The following is a 17,479-nucleotide window of genomic DNA, read 5'->3' as shown; positions in this document are numbered from 1 at the left end:
AAAGGGAGGTCTCTTGTTATCGGTCGCGGTCCACGACCATGTAAGCCAGTGCGCGCAGCGCACCCGTGTCGGCGAGCGTGCTGCGATCGAGGGCGGCCAGCGCCTGGCCCAGCAGTTCGTCGGCCCGCGAGCGTGCGCCGTCCAGGCCCAGCAGCGAGACGTAGGTAGGCTTGTCGCTCGCGGCATCCTTGCCGGCGGTCTTGCCGAGCGTGGCCGAATCGGCGATCACGTCGAGGATGTCGTCGACCACCTGGAATGCGAGGCCGATCGCGGCGCCATAGTCGCGCAGCGCCGCCAGCGCCGCGGGTGCGGTGGCTTCGCCGCTGCAGGCCGCGCCCATCTCGACGCTGCCCTGCAGCAGCGCGCCGGTCTTCAGGCGATGCATCTCGCGCAGCTGCGGCTCGTCGAGCGCCCGGCCGACGCTCGCGAGGTCGATGGCCTGGCCGCCCGCCATGCCCTGGCTGCCGGCGGCGCGGGCCAGCAGGCGGCACAGGCGCGCCTGCACCGCGGCCGGCACCTCGTCGCCGTCGGGCGTGAGCAGCTCGAAGGCCAGCGCCTGCAGCGCGTCGCCTGCCAGCAGGGCATCGGCTTCTCCGAACTTCACGTGCACGGTGGGCTTGCCGCGCCGCAGCACGTCGTTGTCCATGCAGGGCAGGTCGTCGTGCACCAGCGAATAGGCGTGGATCAGCTCGGACGCGCAGGCGGCGCGCAGCGCGGCCCCGGACTGGCCGCCGACCGCCTCGGCAGCCGCCAACACCAGCAGCGGCCGCAGCCGCTTGCCGCCGTCGAGCACCGCATAGCGCATCGCGTCGCCGAGCGCCACCGGCGCATCGATGCCGACCCAGCGCGACAGCGCCGCCTCGACCCGTGCCAGGTGGGGCTCGCTCCAGGTGGCCAGTCGGGACGCAGGCCAGCGCAGGCTGTCGCCGGCCCTCATTCGGCGGCCCAGACCTTGAGGCTGCCCGCGTCGAGCACCTTGATCTGGTCTTCCACGGCCTGCAGCCGGTCGCGGCAGAACGCGAGCAGCGCCGCGCCGCGCTGGTAGCTGCCGAGCAGCTGGTCGAGCGGCAGCTGGCCCGACTCGAGCTGGGTCACGAGCTGCTCGAGTTCCTGCAGCCCCGCTTCGTAGCTCGCGGGCAACGCACCGGTGTCGGGCGTGGGAGAAGATGGCTGCTTGGACATTCGACGGATCGTGGGTGAAACCGGCCATTTTAGGGCGGGGGCCCGGATCGCTGCCCAAGGGTACAATCGTCACTCCCTTTCGGACCGGCAGGCGCCGGCCTTCCTTCGGACCCTGCCGACGCCGTCGCCCTCTCGACGGGCTCGCTCCGCTCTTTTCTTTTCTCTCTCCCTGTGGGGAGCTTGGTCAGGTCACCCATGTCTGATTTAAGTCTTCAACTGCAGCAGGCCTCGAGCCAACTTCCGGTTTCCGCGTACTTCGACGAGGCGCTCTACGCCCGCGAGCTGCAAACGCTCTTCGCCCATGGGCCGCGCTATGTCGGCCATCGACTCGCCGTGCCCGAGCCCGGCAACTTCCACACCCTGCCGCAGGAACAGCACGGCCGTGCGCTGGTCCACACGCCCAAGGGCGTCGAGCTGATCTCCAACGTCTGCCGCCACAGGCAGGCGCTGATCCTCCAGGGCCGCGGCCAGCTCGACGCGCGCTCGGGCGGCAACATCGTCTGCCCGCTGCACCGCTGGACCTACGCCGCCGCCGACAACCGCACCACCGGCACGCTCATCGGCGCACCGCACTTCGAGCAGGACCCCTGCCTCAACCTTCACAACTACCCGCTCACCGAATGGAACGGACTGCTGTTCGAGCAGGGCCCCGACGGCCGCGGCCGCGATGTTGCTTCCGACCTGGCACGGCTCGGCCCGCGCGCCGATCTCGATTTCGAAGGCTATGCACTCGACCGGGTCGAGCTGCACGAGTGCAACTACAACTGGAAGACCTTCATCGAGGTCTACCTCGAGGACTACCACGTCGGGCCGTTTCATCCGGGGCTCGGCAGCTTCGTGACCTGCGAGGACCTGCGCTGGGAATTCGGCCATCACTTCTCGGTCCAGACCGTGGGTGTCGCCAACCGGCTGGGCCGCGCCGGCAGCCCGGTCTACCAGCGCTGGCAGGAGCAGCTGCTGTCGTACCGCGACGGCAAGCCGCCCAAGTACGGCGCCATCTGGCTCAGCTACTTCCCGCACGTCATGGTCGAGTGGTATCCGCACGTGCTCACGGTGTCGACGCTGCATCCGCTCGGGCCGCAGAAGACGCTCAACATGGTGGAGTTCTTCTACCCCGAGGAGATCGTCGCCTTCGAGCGCGAGTTCGTCGAGGCCCAGCAGGCCGCCTACATGGAGACCTGCGTCGAGGACGACGAGATCGCCGAGCGCATGGACGCCGGCCGCCGCGCACTGATGATGCGCGGCGACGACGAGAGCGGCCCCTACCAGAGCCCGATGGAAGACGGCATGCAGCAGTTCCACGAGTGGTACCGGCGCGAGATGCGCCCCCTGCCCTGAGCCGCCACTTCCGGAAAGCCTGAACGCACGATGCAAGCGCTCTGGATGGTGCTGGGCGCACTGATCTTCGCCACCATGGGCGTCTGCGTGAAGATTGCCTCGGCCTGGTTCACGAGCGCGGAGCTGGTGTTCTACCGCGGCCTGATCGGCATCGTGTTCCTGTGGCTGCTGGCGCGCAACCGCGGCGTCTCGCTGGCCACCCGCTATCCAGGAATGCACGCGTGGCGCAGCCTGATCGGCGTGGTCTCGCTGGGCTCGTGGTTCTACGCCATCGCCCACATGCCGCTGGCCACGGCAATGACCCTCAACTACATGAGCAGCGTCTGGATCGCGGCCTTCCTGGTCGGCGGCGCGCTGCTCGCCTGGGTGCCGGTGCCGGGCCGCGACGGCAAGCTGCCGCGGCCGCCGCTGCAGGGCCCGCTGGTGCTCACGGTACTGGCAGGCTTCGGCGGCGTGGTGCTCATGCTCAGGCCCACGGTGGCCGACAACCAGGGCTTCGCGGGCATGCTGGGCCTGATGTCAGGCCTCACGGCCGCCTTCGCCTACATGCAGGTGGTGGCGCTGTCGCGGCTCGGCGAGCCGGAGGCGCGCACCGTCTTCTATTTCGCGGTCGGGTCGGCGGTCGCGGGCGGCGCTGCCACGCTGCTGGGCGACGCCACGCCGTGGTCCGAATGGACCTGGCGCCATGCGCTCTGGCTGCTGCCGGTGGGCGTGCTCGCGGCCCTCGGCCAGCTGTGCATGACGCGCGCCTACTCGACAGCCAAGACGCAGAGCGGCACGCTGCTGGTCGCCAATCTCCAATACTCGGGCATCGTGTTCGCGGCCATCTACAGCGTGCTGCTGTTCGGCGACCGCATCGATGCCGCCGGCTGGGCCGGCATGACGCTGATCGTGGCCAGCGGCATCGCGGCCACGGTGCTGCGCCAGCGTTCGCTGCCCAAGGCCCCGGCCGAAGAACACTGAAGACGAAGGAAGCGCCATGTACACCACGCTGATCACCGCCGAACAACTGATGGCCCTGCAGGCCGCTGATTCGCGCCGGATGCTGTTCGACTGCAGCTTCGACCTCATGAATCCGGAGGCCGGCGCCCGGCAGTACCGCGCCGCCCACATTCCCGAGGCCGTCTACGCCAACCTCGACACCGACCTGAGCGCCAAGCACGGCGTCGCGGGCGCGCACGGCGTGGTGGTGGCACAGGACGACGGCCCGCCGGCCTCGGGCGGACGCCACCCGCTGCCGAGCCGCGAGCGCTTCGCCGCCTGGCTGTCGAGCGTGGGCTTCGCCAACGACATGCAGGCCGTGGTCTACGACCGCAACGGCGCGAACTACTGCGGCCGGCTCTGGTGGATGCTCAAGTGGATGGGCCACGATGCGGTGGCGGTGCTCGACGGCGGGCTTTCGGCCTGGCAGGACGCGGGCGGCAACGTCACGGACCGCGACGAACCGACCCACTTCCAGTCGAATTTCGTCGAAGGCCCGCCGCTGCTCGCGCTGGTCGACACACGCACCGTGGCCGCGCACCTCGAACAACCGGCCCAGACCCTGATCGACGCCCGCGCCGCCGCAAGATACCGCGGCGAAGTGGAACCTCTGGACCCGATCGCGGGTCACATTCCCGGGGCCCTGAACCGGCCCTTCGCCGAGAACCTCGGCCCCGACGGCAAGTTCAAGCCGGCCGCGCAGCTGCGTGCCGAGTTCGAGGCGCTGCTGGGGGGCCGGGATCCCGCGACGGTCGTCCACCAGTGCGGCAGCGGCGTGAGCGCCGTGCCCAACCTGCTCGCCATGCAGATCGCGGGCCTCGGGCCGACCGCGCTCTATGCCGGCAGCTGGAGCGAGTGGAGCAACACGCCGGGGCTGCCGACCCGGCAAGGCGCCCAAGCATGACCCTGACACCACGGCCGATCACCTCCGTTCTTTTCGCCTCCGCTTTCGCGCTCGGGTTGGCCCTCGGGTTCGCCGGGCAGGCCCAGGCCGCCGCCGCCCACGTGCACGGCCAGATCCGGCTCGACATCGCGATCGAGGGGCCGACCGTCGTGATCACCATGGAAACGCCGCTCGACAGCCTGATCGGCTTCGAGCGCGCGCCGCGCACCGACGCCGAGAAGCAGACGGTCGACCAGGCCGTCGCGCGGCTGCGCAATGCGGGCGAGCTGTTCCGCATCGATCCGGCGGCCAACTGCAAGCTCGGCCCTGTCACGCTGCATTCGGCCGCGCTCGGGCTCGGCAAGGGCGAGGAAGGCGCGGCCGAAGGCCATGCCGACCTCGACGCCAGCTTCGCCTTCAATTGCACCAACACCGTGGCCGCCAAGTTCATCGACGTCGACCTGTTCGACGCCTTCAAGGGCGCACGCCAGATCGAGGCCCAGATCGCCGCGCCGCAGGGGCAGTTCAAGCGCACGCTGCGGCGGCCCGCCACGCGGCTGGCCTGGAGCAAGTGATCCGCCCGTGAGCCTGGTCCTTTCGGCTCAGGGATTGCGCTTCGGCTGGCCGGGCGCGACCGCTCCCTGCATCGACATCGACCGCTTCGAGGTCACGGCCGGCGAGGCCGTGTTCCTGCACGGTCCGAGCGGCTGCGGAAAGAGCACGCTGCTGTCGCTGCTGGCCGGCGTTCTGGTCGCCGACGCCGGCCAGGTGCGGTTGCTGGGCCACGACTGGTCCGAGTTGTCCGCAAGCGCACGCGACCGCAGCCGCGTTGCCCATGTCGGCTACGTGTTCCAGCAATTCAACCTGCTTCCCTACCTGAGCGTGCTCGACAACGTGCTGCTGCCTTGCCGCTTCTCGTCGCGGCGCCTGGCACAGGCCTCGCGCGATGGCACGGTCGCCGAGGCGGCGCGGCGCCTGCTGGAACGCATGGGCCTCGCGCCCGCGCTCTGGCAGCGGCAGGCGATGCAGCTGTCGGTGGGCCAGCAGCAGCGCGTGGCCGCCGCCCGTGCATTGATCGGCCAGCCCGAGCTGGTGATCGCCGACGAACCGACCTCGGCGCTCGACGAAGACCGGCGCGAGGCCTTCCTCGACGTCCTGCTGTCGGCCTGCGAAGCGAGCCACAGCGCGCTGGTGTTCGTGAGTCACGACCGCCGCATCGCCAACCGATTCGGGCGCCAGGTGCTGCTGCCCGAGATCAACCGCGCCACGGCGCAGGCCGCGCCATGAGCCGCACGGCCGCTCCGAAGGCGAATACCGAAGCGCTGCTGCTCGAGGTACTCCTGTGAACGCAATTCCCGGCATCGCCTGGCGCAGCGCCTGGAACCGGCGCTTCACGCTCGGACTCACGGTGCTGTCGATCGCGCTCGCGACCTTTCTGCTGCTCGGCGTCGAGCGCATCCGCACCGAGCTGCGGGACAACTTCTCTTCGTCGGTGTCGGGCACCGACCTGATCGTGGGCCCGCGCACGGGCTCGACCCAGCTGCTGCTGTACGCGGTGTTCCGCATCGGCGCCGCCACCAACAACATGCAGTGGAAGAGCGTGCAGGCGCTGGCCGCGCACCCGGGCGTCGACTGGGTCGTGCCTCTCTCGCTCGGCGACTCGCACCGCGGCTTCCCGGTGCTCGCGACCACGAAGGCGTACTTCGAACGCTTCCGCTACGGCAACCGGCAGTCGCTCGCGCTGCGCGAGGGCGAGCCCTTTGCCGGACTGTTCGACGCCGTGGTCGGCGCCGAGGTCGCGGACCGGCTCGGCTACCGGGTGGGCAGCCGCATCACGCTGGCCCACGGCAGCGGCGAGCTGGGCGGCGCCGAACATGCCGACAAGCCCTTCACCGTGGTCGGCGTGCTGGCGCGCACGGGCACGCCGGTCGACCGCACGGTCCACATCGGGCTCGAGGCGATGGAAGCCATCCATCTCGAATGGATGGGCGGCGCGCCGATGCCGGGCCTGAAGATTCCGGCCGAGCAGGTGCGCAAGTTCGATATCGCGCCCAAGACCGTGACCGCCGCACTGGTCGGGCTCAAGAACCGCGCCGCGGTGTTCGCGGTGCAGCGCTGGGTTTCCACCTATGCGCCCGAACCGCTGATGGCGATCCTCCCCGGCGTCGCGCTCGACGAGCTCTGGCGCGTGGTCGGCGTGGCCGAGAACGCACTGCTGCTGATGTCGGCGCTGGTGGCGCTGGTGAGCCTCGCGGGGCTGGTATCGGTGGTGATGGCCGGCCTCGGCGAGCGGCGGCGCGAGCTGGCCGTGCTGCGCGCCGTGGGCGCCAGCCTTCGCCACGTGCTCGCGCTGCTGGCGCTCGAGGGCGCCTTCGTCACCGTGCTGGGCATCGCACTCGGCGTGGTGCTCGCGGTGCTCGGCATCGCGGGTCTGTCGCCGTGGCTGCAGGCGCAGTACGGCATCGCGCTGCAGCTGTCGGCCCCGACCGCCAACGAATGGATGCTGCTCGCGAGCCTGCTTGCCGCAGGCTGGATCGCGAGCCTGCTGCCGGGCGTGCGCGCCTACCGGCTGTCGCTGGCCGACGGCCTTTCACCGAGGATATGACCATGACCCTTCGCCCCTGCTTCATCGCCCTTGCCGCAGCCTTGCTGGCCGCGGGTGCAATGGCCGCCGGCCCGGCGCCGCAAGCCACGTCGCCGACCCAGCCGCTCGGCGGCAAGACGGCGCCGGCCGCCAAGCCGGCACCGGGCCAGCCCCGCACGATCGGTTGGGAAGAGCTGGTGCCCAAGGACTGGGATCCCATGAAGGAACTCAAGGGCATCGACCTGAGCAAGCTCGACGACAGCGACCCGCGCGCCAGCGAGCTGCTCATGAAGCTGCAGGAAGTCTCGAACAACGCGCCCACCAATCCGGCGCTGAACGGCGTCGACATCCGCATCCCGGGATTCATCGTGCCGCTCGAGGAGGTCAAGGGCGAGGTCACCGAATTCCTGCTGGTGCCCTACTTCGGCGCCTGCATCCACACGCCGCCGCCGCCGGCCAACCAGATCCTGCACGTGCGGCCGAAGCAGGGCGCGAAGTTCCGCGCCATGGACACCGTGTGGGTCTCGGGCCGCATGCAGACCGTGCGCAACGACTCGATGATGGGCGTGAGCGGCTACGAGGTCACGGCCGACAGCGTGACCAAGTACAGCGGCGAACCGAAGCCCGCCCCGAAACCCTAGCTGGCGGCGCCGAAGAGCCGGTAGATGCGTTCCTTGAAGTCGGCCGGGAAGCGCCAGTAGCGGGCCCCGCCCGGCGTCGTCTGCTCGTCGAGCCCGCGCCGCAGCGGCGCCGCGTTCAGCAGGAACTGCGCGAGCATGTCGCCGCTGACCCAGGGGTCGTCGTACCAGAAGTCGTGCGAACTCACGGGCAGGTTCGGGATGTCGTTGGGATCGACCCGGATCAGGTCGAAGCGAAGCTTGCGCGAGGCCTCGACCAGGAAGCGCGTCTGCTCCTCGTCGAGCTCCGTCACGTCGGGCCGACCCGCGCGCGAGGCGCGACCGACCATCGCGGCGAACCGCAGCACCGAATCGTTGAGGTTGGCCGCGATGCTCACGCGCTCGACGATGTCGATGTAGCCGGTCAGCTCGTTGACGAAGCGGCGGGTATCGATGTCGGGGGCGGCGAAGTAGATCTGGCCGAGGCGCAGGCGCTGCTGCAGCTGGGCGCGCGTCTCGCCGTCGCGCGGATTGCCGAGCCGCTGCAGCGCCGGGCTCAGCACCTGGGCGCCGGCGCTGTAGGCCAGCACGTCGATCTTCGAGGCCGTGGTGTTCTCGGCCAGCAGTTCGACCATGCGCGAGAAGGGTTCGACCGTGCGCGCGGCGTTGCTGACGTCCGTGAGGTAGCGCAGGATCGAGCCGGCCGACGGCCACATGAACACCAGCACCACCATGCGCCGCCCTGTGAAGTGGCGGAACTGCGCGGCCTGCGCCGCCGCACGCGGCACCGTGTTGTTGGAGCCGTGCAGGTAGATCAGCAGTTCCGAGTTGGGGCTTGCCGCCAGGGCCTTGTTGACCATCGCGAAGAAGGCCTTGGCCTCGGGCGAATTCTTCACTTCCTCGTTGGGGCGCAGCTTGGCCATCTGCTCGAGCTGCTCGAGGTGGACGATCGGACGCTCGTCGGGATCGGCGCTGGTCGACAGCCGGTGCAGCGTGTCCCAGTCGAGGGTCTCGTCGCCGACGCGCACGTGCGCGATGCCCATGCTCAGGTCGTCGGTCGGCACGATGGTGTAGATCGGATCGGGATGCTCGATCAGCGCCAGCCGGTTGGTGGCAAAGAGCACGGGCACTTCCGTGGTGCGGAGCTTTTCGCCGATCTTCTCGAACGGATCGACGTCGCCGTTGGAGAAGCTCACGGGCGTCGGCATGAGGCGCACCGGCGCATAGCAACCGCCCAACAGGGCGGCCATCGACACGATCAAGAGCAAGGAGGCAATGCTGCGGGCGGCAAATCGGGTGGGGCGCATGTGCCGGAAGTATAGGCAGGCGCGCAACCGCCTCGGACGTGTCAACATGCGTGCTCCTGAAGGAGACACGCCATGTCCGATCACGTCTACAAGCTTCTGGAGCTCACGGGCTCCTCACCGACCAGCAGCGACGACGCGGTGCGCCGCGCCATCGCCAAGGCCAGCGAGTCGGTCCGCAACATCCAGTGGTTCCAGGTCACCGAGACCCGCGGCCATGTGGTCGACGGCAAGATCGGCCACTGGCAAGTCACGCTCAAGGTCGGCTTCACGCTCGAAGACTGAGGGCCCGGGCGCCCTCCGTGGCCCGCTAGTCCGGCGCCTGCATCACGCGGTCGAATTCCTCGTCGGCCGGCACGTTGTCGGCGTCGAGTTCGCTGGCGTCCGTGAGATCGATGCCGGTTTCTTCCGACAGCTCGTCGGCGGCCTCGGGGTCGTCTTCGGCGCCTTCGAGGTCGTCGGCCTCGAACTCGGCTTCGGTTTCGTCGATCTTGGGTTCCTGCACGGCGGGCGCGGGCTTGCCGGATGGACCGGACCGCGGAGATTCGGCGCTGCTCATGTGGGGGCTCCTTGCTTGATGCGTCGGCTGATGATGCACCCGAGTGTGGGTGCGGCGCCGAATCTGCCTCTTCGGCGAAGGGACAACAAGCTTGTCAGAAAGGAGCCCGCGTGTCCATGAAGCTCGCCGGCGCGCTCAGTGCTTGTGGCCCGGCGCTTCCTCGTGCGAATGCCCGTCCTCGTGCGCGTGGTCATGCGCATGGTCGTGCTCGCCGTGCGCCAGCCGGCTCACCAGCGTGACGAGGAGGATGCCGGCCACCAGCCACGCGATCTGCAGCGCGGTCTGGCGCGCCGGCAGGCGCTTCTGCAGCTGCGGGATCAGGTCGGCCAGCGCCACGTAGACGAAGCTGCTGGCCGCCAGCACCAGGAAGTACGGCAGCCAGCCGTGCAGCTGGTCGACCAGCCACCACCCGACCAGCCCACCGAGCGCCGTCATGGTGCCCGCCAGCGAGACCTTGACCAGCGCAGCACGATGGTTGGGTGAGCTCTGGCGCAGCACGACCAGATCACCGATGTGATGCGGCACCTCGTGCGCCAGGACCGCGATCGCCGCCACCAGGCCGAGCCGCAGGTCGGCGATGAAGGCCGAGGCGATCAGGATGCCGTCGCCGAAGCAGTGCACGCTGTCGCCCGTGAGCACGGCCCACCCGCCGGTGCGCGGCGCATGCGCATGGGCCGCATGCGAATGGCCATGCGAATGCGAAGAGTCGGCGCCGTGGTCATGCGCATGCCCGTGCGCGTCGCCCTGGTGGTGCTCGTGCCCGTGGTGCCAGAGTTCGGCCTTGTCGAGCAGGAAGAAGAACACCAGGCCGAACAGCAGCACGCCGAACAGCACGCCGGGCGCGATCCGGCTTTCGAAGGCTTCAGGCAGCAGATGCATGAAGGCGGTGGCGAGCAGCGCGCCGGCGGCGAGGCTCAACAAATGCTGCGGATTGACCCCGCCCGAGCCGCTGCGAACACCCACGCGCAGCAGCAGAGCGGCGATCCAGACACTTCCGATGCCGGCGACCAGGGTCGCGGCGATGATGGCTAACAGGTTCATGACAGGCACAAGAATGGCGAAAAGCAAAAGCCGTCCAGCGGACGGCTTTCAAGGCTGCGTTCATCTTAGCAACCGTGTCAAGCGGCCATCGGCAACTGCACCTCGCTGTAGGCCCGGGCGGCCAGCGCACCGGCCAGGACCCGGGCCGGATCGAGCAGCGGCAACCCCTTGGTGGCAGCGTCGCCCTGCAGGCCCAGCGGGATCTCGGTGCAGCCCATGACCAGGGCCGCCGGCCCATGGCGTTCGGCGAGCTGGCGCGCCACCTGGCCGAAGCAGGCACGTGCGAGCGCCATGTCGCCAGCCTTGACCCCTTCGTAGATGCCGCGCATCAGCAACAGGCGCTCGTCCGCACGCGGCAGATGGCAGGCGATGCCGGCCGCCGCCATCGCCTGCTCGTAGAGGCCGACCCGGTAGGTGCCCTCGGTGGCCATCAGCGCAGCGTCGCGCACGCCGCGCGCCGCCAGGTGCGCCGCCACCTCGCGCGCAACGTGCAGCACCTCGATCTGCGGAAAACGCGCCTGCAGCGTGCCGTGCCAGGCGTGGGCGGTGTTGCAGGCGATGGCAACGGCGCGGCTGCCCAGCGCGGCCAGCCGGCCGAGCGCCTGAAGCATGGGCTCGAGCGGCTGGTGACCGCCCAGGACGGTCGATTCGAGCGCACCGCTGCGGTCCGGCACCGGCACCTGCGCGATCCAGTGCTCGGGAAAGGCCTGGTCGCGAACCGGCAGCCCGCGCGCGCGCAACTGCCCGGCGCAGGCCTCGACGAACAGGCGCGCGAAATCCGCGCCCGCGGCCGGTCCCATGCCGCCCAGGATGCCGACGGTGTGCGTCGCGAGCACGGCGGGGCGTGGCGGCCGGTGGTCGATGAGGCGCGTTGCCGCCGGCTCAGGTCGCGGGCTTGTCGCTCGGCGACGCGATGTTCTCGCGCAGCTGCGGGCTCATCGGCAGGTTCAGCGGCACGTTCTTGGGCGGAATCGGCTGCATGAACCACTTGTTGTACATCTTCTCGAACTGGCCGCTCTTCATGAGCCCGACGAAGGTGTCGTCGACCAGCTTCTTGAACGCCGGGTCGTCCTTGGCCAGCATGCAGCCGTAGGGCTCGACCTGCAGCGCGTCGCCGACCACCTCGTAGTCGCCGGGGTTCTTGGCATTGGCGATCAGGCCGAACAGCAGGATGTCGTCCATCGCGAAGGCCACCGCGCGATCGCTCTCGACCAGCAGGAAGGCGTCGGCGTGGTCCTTGCCAAGCACGATGTCCATGTCGAGGTTCTTGTCGGTGTTGTACTTGCGCATGACCAGCGCGTTGGTCGTGCCGGTGGTGCTGGCCACGGTCTTCTTGGAGAGGTCGGCGTAGTTCTTGATGTTGGAAGACTTCTTCACCAGCAGCCGCGTGCCCGTGTAGAAGTGGTTGATCGCGAAGCTCACGTCCTTGCCGCGCGCGGTGTTGTTGGTGGTCGAGCCGCACTCGAGATCGACCGTGCCGTTGCTGATCAGCGGGATGCGGTTCTGCGAGGTCACGGGCATCAGCGCCACCTCGAGGTTCGGCTTGTTGAGCTTCTTCTTGACCGCATCGACCACGGCATTCGACAGCTCGACCGAGAAGCCCACCGCCTTGCCCGAGCCGTCGAGATAGCTGAAAGGCACGGACGATTCTCGATAGGCCAGCGTGATCTTGCCGCTGTCGGCGATCTTGGCGAGGGTGTCGGCGGCGTGGGCGCCGCTGGCGGCGACCACGAGCAGGACGGCGGCCATCAGATTGGAATGCTTCATGCGAGCTCTTTGGGTGAGGTGGGAAAGCCGAAGTGTAGAAAGCATTCATGCGGCAGTCACAATTCCTTTTGCACGCCGGGTCATGCCCAAAACTCATGGGCGGACGCGTCCATTCGATTTGGCTATGGGTGGCCGCGCTTTAGGCATTTCCCGCCAAGGCCGCGGCGATCTAGAGTCGGACGGTATCCAACTGAGGGAGTGAATCTCATGCACGTCGTCGTGCTCGGGGCCGGCATCGTCGGACTGGCCTGCGCCTGGCAGCTCAAGCGCGACGGCTTCGACGTCAGCGTGATCGACCGCGCCGCGCCGGGTGCCGGCGCGAGCGGCGGCAACGGCGCGCAGCTCAGCTATTCGTATGTACAGCCGCTGGCCGATCCGTCGATCTGGAAGCAGCTGCCCAAACTTCTGCTGTCGCCCACGTCGCCGCTCAAGCTGCGTCCGCAACTCGATTCGCTGCAGTGGCGCTGGGCGCTGCAGTTCCTGGCCGCCTGCAACGGCCACCGATCGCGCGCCACCACGTCGGAACTGCTCGCACTCGCTGCGCGCAGCCGGGCCGGCTTCGAGGCCATGCGCGCCGACATCGCGCCCGACTGCGACTTCTCGGCCACCGGCAAGCTGGTGCTGTACGCGAGCGCGGACGGCCTGGCGGGAGCCCAGCGCCAGCTCGAGCTGCAGCGCGGCATGGGCAGCCAGCAGCGGCTCGTGAACGCCGACGAATGCATCGCGATCGAGCCCGCGCTTGCAAGCTATCGCTCGCAGATCGCCGGCGCCATCCACACCCCGAGCGAATGCGCGGCCGACTGCCTCAAGGTCTGCGTCGCGCTCGAACAGGCGCTGCGCGCGCGCGGCGTTCGCTTCCTGCTCGGTACCGAGATCAACGGATTCGACCGGCGCGACGGCCGCATCGCCGCGGTCCGCACCACTGCCGGTGCGGTCGAGGGCGACGCCTTCGTGATGGCGCTCGGCACCGCCTCGCACCGGCTCGGCCGCGAGCTCGGCGCCTACCTGCCGGTCTACCCGCTCAAGGGCTACAGCATCACGCTGGAAGTCGACCCGGCGGCGGGCGCGGCGCCCACCGTTAACGTGACCGACAGCAGCCGCAAGGTGGTGTTCGCGCGCATCGGCTCCCGGCTGCGGGTGGCCGGCATGGCCGAGCTCGTGGGCCACGACGCGAGCATCCCGGCCGGGCGCATCGAAACCCTGGTCGCGGCCACGCGCGCCGTGTTCCCGCAGGCCGGCCGCTTCGAGTCGCTGCAGCCCTGGACCGGCATGCGTCCAGCCACGCCCACGGGCGTGCCGATCGTCGGGCGGCTCGATGGCGCGCCCGCCAACATGCTCTTCGACACCGGCCACGGGGCGCTCGGGTTCACGCTGGCCTTCGGGTCGGCGCAGCGGGTGTCGCAGGCGCTCGGCGCCTGACAGGAAAGGCTTCTGGGCGGACCGCCCGCGCCATCAGCCAGCGCAGCGCCCTACTTCATCTCCTCGATCGCCTCGCGCATGAAGCGCGTGATGCTGCGCACCGCCACCGAGTCGGGTCGGCCCGCAAAACGCAGCGCGCGGATCGGCACCGGGATGTGCGGCTCGAGCGTGAGCACGTCGACCTTGTCGCGATCGGCCGAATACGCGGTGCAGCCGTCGACCAGCGCCACGCCCAGCCCGTGGTGCGCCATCGCGAGTGCTGCGTGGTAGGTCTGGACCGTGACCACCGCCTGGAAGCCGACCCCGGCCTGGCGGCAGGCCTGGCTCAGGCTGGTGCCCACCGGATCTCGGCTGTCGAGCCCCACCACCGGCAGCTTCACGAGATCGTGCAGCGCCACCGAGCCGTTGCGCAGCAGTGCGCGCGGCAGCATCCCCCTGGGGGCGATGCAGACGATGCGGCTGTCGGCCAGCGCCTCCTGCGTGAGCGAGGGATGCACCACCGGGCTGAAGGCAAACCCGACGTCGGCCTCCTGCAGCAGCAGCGCCGACATGATCTGCGGCGAATGCAGCGATTCGAGCGTCACCGCGATCGCCGGATGCTGCTCGCGAAAGCGCTTGAGGGCGCGCGGCAGCACCTCGTAGCTGAGCGCCAGCACGCTGAGGATGCGCAGCTCGCCCGCGTCGCTCGCGGTGCGCAGGTTGGCCGCCAGGCGCTGCACCTCGTCGAGCTGCGCGAACAGGCGCTCGATGTGCGGATAGAGCGCGAGCGCCTCGTTGGTCGGCGCGAGCCGCCCCTTGGTGCGCTGGAACAGCGGGAAGCCGAGCTGGATCTCGGCATGCTGCAGCGTGCGGCTCACGGCCGGCTGCGTGATGTTGATGAGCCGCGCCGCCGCGCTCACGCTGCCCGTGAGCATGATCGCGTTGAAGACCTCGATGTGGCGAAGGCGCATGTCGGCGCGCTCAGTGCGCCTGGTCCCAGTTCGGCCCGAAGCCGATCTCGGCCAGGAGCGGTACCTTGAGATCTGCCACGCCCGCCATGATGCGCGGGACTTCGGTGCGCACCCATTCGACCTCGCCTTCCGGCACCTCGAACACGAGTTCGTCATGTACCTGCATGATCATCTTCGTGCCGCGCCGTTCGGCATCGAGCACACGCTGCACCTCGACCATGCTGAGCTTGATGAGGTCGGCCGCCGTGCCCTGCATCGGCGCGTTGATCGCGGCACGCTCGGCGCCGCCGCGGCGCGGGCCGTTGGGCGAGTTGATCTCGGGCAGGTAGAGCCGGCGGCCGAACACGGTCTCGACGTAGCCGCGTTCCTTGGCCAGTGCCTTGGTCTCGTCCATGTAGATCTTCACGCCGGGGTAGCGCGCGAAGTAGCGCTCGATGTAGGAGGCGGCGGCCTTGGTCTCGATGCCGAGGTTGCGCGCCAGGCCGAAGCTGCTCATGCCGTAGATCAGGCCGAAGTTGATCACCTTGGCATAGCGCCGCTGCTCGCTCGACACCTGGTCGACCGCGACGCCGAAGACTTCGCCCGCCGTGGCCCGGTGCACGTCGATGCCCTCCTTGAAAGCGCGCAGCAGCGATTCGTCGCCGCTGATGTGGGCCATGATGCGCAGCTCGATCTGGGAGTAGTCGGAGCTCGCGATCACGTGGCCCGCGGGCGCGACGAAGGCCTCGCGCACGCGCCGGCCTTCGGGCGTGCGGATGGGGATGTTCTGCAGGTTCGGATCGTTGCTCGACAGCCGGCCGGTGACGGCCACCGCCTGCGCATAGTGCGTGTGGACGCGGCCGCTGCGCGGGTTGGCCAGCAGGCCCAGCTTGTCGGTGTAGGTGCCCTTGAGCTTCGACAGGCCGCGATGCTCGAGGATCTTCGCCGGCAGCGGGAAATCCTCGGCCAGCTTCTCGAGCACCTCCTCGTCGGTGCTGGGTGCGCCGCTCGGCGTCTTCTTGATCACGGGCAGGCCGAGCTTGGTGAAGAACACCTCGCCGATCTGCTTCGGCGAGCCGAGGTTGAAGGGCTGGCCCGCGAGCTCGTAGGCCTCCTGCTCGAGCGCCATGATGCGCTTGCCCAGCTCGTTGCTCTGCGCCGCCAGCTGGGCCGCATCGATCAGCACGCCATTGCGTTCGATCCGGTAGAGCGTCTCGCTGGAATCCATCTCGAGCGCGTAGATGAAGCGCAGCTTCTCGTCGGCCTCGAGCTGCGGCCACAGGGCCAGGTGCACGTCCAGCGTCTGGTCGGAGTCCTCGCACGAATACTCCGCCGCCTTGTCGATCGCCACCTGGCTGAACGAGATCTGGTGCGCGCCCTTGCCGCAGAGATCCTCGTAGTCGATGCCGCTGCGGCCCAGGTGGCGCTCGGCCAGGCTCGCCAGGCCGTGCGGCTTGTGCACCTCGAGCACGTAGCTCTGCAGCATGGTGTCGTGCGCGTAGCCCTCGACCTCGATGCCGTGGTTGGCGAACACATGGCGGTCGTACTTGACGTGCTGGCCGAGCTTTTTCGCGGCGCCGTTCTCGAGCCAGGGCCTGAGCCGAGCCAGCACTTCGTCGCGCGGCAGCTGCACCGGCGCATCGGGATAGTCGTGCGCCAGCGGGATGTAGCACGCCTCGCCGGGCTTGACGCTGAAGCTCAGTCCGACGATCTCGGCGCGCATCTCGTCGAGCGAGGTGGTCTCGGTGTCGAGCGCGACCAGCTCTGCAGCCTCGATCTTCGCCAGCCAGGGCTCGAAAGCCTCCCAGCTCATCACCGTGTCGTAGGCCAGGTTGCTGACCTTCTCGGCGGCTGCCATGGCCGGCTCGCTGAACAGGTCGGTGCCGCCTTCGGGGCCCTTGCGCTTCTTGTTCTCCTCGATCAGCTCGGGCGGCACCGCATGCGCCTCGAGCGTCTTCACCAGGCTCTTGAAGCCGAACTGCTCGTAGAAGTCCTTGAGCGCATCGACCTGCTGCGGGCCGATCGCGATCGCATCGAGCGCGGGCAGGCCGCTCACGTGATCGCCGAGCTCGCAATCCGTGCGGATCGTGACCAGCCGGCGGCCCTGCGGCAGCCAGTCGAGTGCCTGGCGCAGGTTCTCGCCGGCCTGGCCCTTGATCTCGGCGGCATGGGCGAGCAGGCCGTCGAGCGATCCGTATTCGAGCAGCCACTTGGCGGCCGTCTTGGGACCGACCTTGGCGACCCCGGGCACGTTGTCGACCGTGTCGCCGACCAGCGTCTGGTAGTCGATCATCAGGTTCGGCGGCACGCCGAACTCGGCCGTCACGCCGGCCACGTCGCGCTTCTTGCCGTTCATCGTGTCGATGATCGTGATGTGCTCGTCGACCAGCTGGCTCAGGTCCTTGTCGCCGCTGGAGACGATCACCTCGATGCCCTGGGCCGCGGCGGTGCGCGCCAGCGTGCCGATCACGTCGTCGGCCTCGACGTCGGGCACGCACAGCACGGGCCAGCCCAGCAGACGCACCACGCGGTGGATCGGCTCGACCTGGCTGCGCAGGTCGTCGGGCATGGGCGAGCGGTTGGCCTTGTAGTCGGGATACCAGTCGTCGCGGAAGGTCTTTCCGGGGGCGTCGAAGACGCAGGCGGCGTAGTCGGCCCGCACCTCGCGGCGCAGCGCCTGCATCATGTTGATCATCCCGCGGATGGCCCCCGTGGCGGGGCTGCCGCTGTCGCCCGGAACGGCGCGCAGATCGGGCATCGCGTGGAAGGCGCGATAGAGGTAGCTCGATCCATCCACGAGCAGCAGCGTTTTCTTGTCGGTCATCGGGGCATTTTGCCGTGCCCGGCGGGGGCCACCGGAAGCCGCAAAAGAAGC

The 17,479-nt window shown here is 69.1% G+C and carries 18 protein-coding genes; 9 read left to right on the top strand and 9 right to left on the bottom strand.

What is annotated here, in order from left to right:
- Positions 1 to 16: 16 nt before the first annotated feature.
- Both QTH87_RS10020 and xseB read right to left on the bottom strand, forming a co-directional pair.
- Positions 17 to 937 carry a polyprenyl synthetase family protein gene (locus QTH87_RS10020; protein WP_286608762.1) on the bottom strand — a complete coding sequence of 307 codons (921 nt, stop codon included), beginning with the start codon at positions 935 to 937 and terminating at the stop codon, positions 17 to 19.
- Entirely contained in the window at positions 934 to 1,182 is a 249-nt protein-coding gene (xseB, locus tag QTH87_RS10015) for an exodeoxyribonuclease VII small subunit (RefSeq protein ID WP_286608761.1), read from the bottom strand. The genes QTH87_RS10020 and xseB overlap by 4 nt, the downstream gene beginning before the upstream one ends.
- A gap of 195 nt (positions 1,183 to 1,377) precedes the next feature.
- On the opposite strand from xseB, the gene QTH87_RS10010 reads away from it, so the two are divergent.
- From QTH87_RS10010 to QTH87_RS09980, 7 genes are read left to right on the top strand one after another with little or no spacing between them, the layout of a single operon-like run.
- Positions 1,378 to 2,520: an aromatic ring-hydroxylating oxygenase subunit alpha gene (locus QTH87_RS10010; protein WP_286608760.1), complete on the top strand. Its 1,143-nt coding sequence runs from the start codon at positions 1,378 to 1,380 to the stop codon at positions 2,518 to 2,520.
- A 30-nt stretch (positions 2,521 to 2,550) separates the two neighbouring features.
- Positions 2,551 to 3,483: a DMT family transporter gene (locus QTH87_RS10005; protein WP_286608759.1), complete on the top strand. Its 933-nt coding sequence runs from the start codon at positions 2,551 to 2,553 to the stop codon at positions 3,481 to 3,483.
- 16 nt (positions 3,484 to 3,499) lie between these two features.
- On the top strand, positions 3,500 to 4,405 hold the full coding sequence (locus QTH87_RS10000) for a sulfurtransferase (RefSeq protein WP_286608758.1): 906 nt from the start codon (positions 3,500 to 3,502) through the stop codon (positions 4,403 to 4,405).
- Positions 4,402 to 4,959 carry a DUF2796 domain-containing protein gene (locus QTH87_RS09995; protein WP_286608757.1) on the top strand — a complete coding sequence of 186 codons (558 nt, stop codon included), beginning with the start codon at positions 4,402 to 4,404 and terminating at the stop codon, positions 4,957 to 4,959. The genes QTH87_RS10000 and QTH87_RS09995 overlap by 4 nt, the downstream gene beginning before the upstream one ends.
- A 7-nt stretch (positions 4,960 to 4,966) precedes the next feature.
- Entirely contained in the window at positions 4,967 to 5,671 is a 705-nt protein-coding gene (locus tag QTH87_RS09990; RefSeq protein ID WP_286608756.1) for an ABC transporter ATP-binding protein, read from the top strand.
- 55 nt (positions 5,672 to 5,726) lie between these two features.
- A complete protein-coding gene (locus QTH87_RS09985) occupies positions 5,727 to 6,989 on the top strand; it encodes an ABC transporter permease (RefSeq protein ID WP_286608755.1) in 1,263 nt (420 codons plus the stop codon).
- A gap of 2 nt (positions 6,990 to 6,991) precedes the next feature.
- Positions 6,992 to 7,609, top strand: a complete 618-nt coding sequence (locus QTH87_RS09980) for a DUF3299 domain-containing protein (protein WP_444812764.1) — start codon at positions 6,992 to 6,994, stop codon at positions 7,607 to 7,609.
- Here the strand turns inward: QTH87_RS09980 and QTH87_RS09975 are convergent.
- A complete protein-coding gene (locus QTH87_RS09975; RefSeq protein ID WP_286608753.1) occupies positions 7,606 to 8,835 on the bottom strand; it encodes an alpha/beta hydrolase in 1,230 nt (409 codons plus the stop codon). The two genes, QTH87_RS09980 and QTH87_RS09975, sit on opposite strands and share 4 nt — an antisense overlap.
- A gap of 129 nt (positions 8,836 to 8,964) precedes the next feature.
- Here QTH87_RS09975 and QTH87_RS09970 point away from each other — a divergent pair, with 129 nt between their 5' ends.
- Positions 8,965 to 9,174: a dodecin gene (locus QTH87_RS09970; protein ID WP_286608752.1), complete on the top strand. Its 210-nt coding sequence runs from the start codon at positions 8,965 to 8,967 to the stop codon at positions 9,172 to 9,174.
- Positions 9,175 to 9,199: 25 nt separating this feature from the next.
- On the opposite strand, the gene QTH87_RS09965 is transcribed toward QTH87_RS09970, so the two are convergent.
- From QTH87_RS09965 to QTH87_RS09950, 4 genes are all read right to left on the bottom strand, one after another.
- A complete protein-coding gene (locus tag QTH87_RS09965; protein WP_286608751.1) occupies positions 9,200 to 9,448 on the bottom strand; it encodes a hypothetical protein in 249 nt (82 codons plus the stop codon).
- Positions 9,449 to 9,583: 135 nt separating this feature from the next.
- Complete coding sequence (locus QTH87_RS09960; protein WP_286608750.1) at positions 9,584 to 10,489, bottom strand: ZIP family metal transporter; 906 nt, start codon at positions 10,487 to 10,489, stop codon at positions 9,584 to 9,586.
- A 77-nt stretch (positions 10,490 to 10,566) separates the two neighbouring features.
- Positions 10,567 to 11,325 (bottom strand): aspartate/glutamate racemase family protein, encoded by a 759-nt coding sequence (locus QTH87_RS09955; protein WP_286608749.1) that lies wholly within the window; start codon positions 11,323 to 11,325, stop codon positions 10,567 to 10,569.
- A gap of 46 nt (positions 11,326 to 11,371) precedes the next feature.
- Positions 11,372 to 12,256, bottom strand: coding sequence for a transporter substrate-binding domain-containing protein (locus QTH87_RS09950; protein ID WP_286608748.1), 885 nt, complete (start codon positions 12,254 to 12,256; stop codon positions 11,372 to 11,374).
- A 207-nt stretch (positions 12,257 to 12,463) separates the two neighbouring features.
- Between QTH87_RS09950 and QTH87_RS09945 the strand changes: the two genes are divergently transcribed.
- Positions 12,464 to 13,675, top strand: coding sequence for a D-amino acid dehydrogenase (locus tag QTH87_RS09945; RefSeq protein ID WP_286608747.1), 1,212 nt, complete (start codon positions 12,464 to 12,466; stop codon positions 13,673 to 13,675).
- 50 nt (positions 13,676 to 13,725) lie between these two features.
- On the opposite strand, the gene QTH87_RS09940 is transcribed toward QTH87_RS09945, so the two are convergent.
- On the bottom strand, positions 13,726 to 14,625 hold the full coding sequence (locus tag QTH87_RS09940; protein WP_286608746.1) for a LysR family transcriptional regulator: 900 nt from the start codon (positions 14,623 to 14,625) through the stop codon (positions 13,726 to 13,728).
- A gap of 10 nt (positions 14,626 to 14,635) precedes the next feature.
- Complete coding sequence (gene polA, locus QTH87_RS09935) at positions 14,636 to 17,428, bottom strand: DNA polymerase I (protein WP_286608745.1); 2,793 nt, start codon at positions 17,426 to 17,428, stop codon at positions 14,636 to 14,638.
- Between the last annotated feature and the right edge of the window lie 51 nt (positions 17,429 to 17,479).

The sequence above is a fragment of the Variovorax jilinensis genome, from assembly GCF_030316885.1.
Classification (GTDB): Bacteria; Pseudomonadota; Gammaproteobacteria; order Burkholderiales; family Burkholderiaceae_C; genus Variovorax; species Variovorax jilinensis.
Note: the sequence above shows the minus strand (reverse complement) of the source record. Positions and strands in the feature narration are given on the sequence as shown.

Coding starts and splice junctions, on each gene's coding strand:
- QTH87_RS10020 (WP_286608762.1), bottom strand. CDS start 937: ATGAGGGCCGGCGACAGCCTGCGCTGGCCTGCGTCCCGACTGGCCACC.
- xseB (WP_286608761.1), bottom strand. CDS start 1,182: ATGTCCAAGCAGCCATCTTCTCCCACGCCCGACACCGGTGCGTTGCCC.
- QTH87_RS10010 (WP_286608760.1), top strand. CDS start 1,378: ATGTCTGATTTAAGTCTTCAACTGCAGCAGGCCTCGAGCCAACTTCCG.
- QTH87_RS10005 (WP_286608759.1), top strand. CDS start 2,551: ATGCAAGCGCTCTGGATGGTGCTGGGCGCACTGATCTTCGCCACCATG.
- QTH87_RS10000 (WP_286608758.1), top strand. CDS start 3,500: ATGTACACCACGCTGATCACCGCCGAACAACTGATGGCCCTGCAGGCC.
- QTH87_RS09995 (WP_286608757.1), top strand. CDS start 4,402: ATGACCCTGACACCACGGCCGATCACCTCCGTTCTTTTCGCCTCCGCT.
- QTH87_RS09980 (WP_444812764.1), top strand. CDS start 6,992: ATGACCCTTCGCCCCTGCTTCATCGCCCTTGCCGCAGCCTTGCTGGCC.
- QTH87_RS09975 (WP_286608753.1), bottom strand. CDS start 8,835: ATGGCCGCCCTGTTGGGCGGTTGCTATGCGCCGGTGCGCCTCATGCCG.
- QTH87_RS09970 (WP_286608752.1), top strand. CDS start 8,965: ATGTCCGATCACGTCTACAAGCTTCTGGAGCTCACGGGCTCCTCACCG.
- QTH87_RS09965 (WP_286608751.1), bottom strand. CDS start 9,448: ATGAGCAGCGCCGAATCTCCGCGGTCCGGTCCATCCGGCAAGCCCGCG.
- QTH87_RS09960 (WP_286608750.1), bottom strand. CDS start 10,489: ATGAACCTGTTAGCCATCATCGCCGCGACCCTGGTCGCCGGCATCGGA.
- QTH87_RS09950 (WP_286608748.1), bottom strand. CDS start 12,256: ATGAAGCATTCCAATCTGATGGCCGCCGTCCTGCTCGTGGTCGCCGCC.
- QTH87_RS09945 (WP_286608747.1), top strand. CDS start 12,464: ATGCACGTCGTCGTGCTCGGGGCCGGCATCGTCGGACTGGCCTGCGCC.
- QTH87_RS09940 (WP_286608746.1), bottom strand. CDS start 14,625: ATGCGCCTTCGCCACATCGAGGTCTTCAACGCGATCATGCTCACGGGC.
- polA (WP_286608745.1), bottom strand. CDS start 17,428: ATGACCGACAAGAAAACGCTGCTGCTCGTGGATGGATCGAGCTACCTC.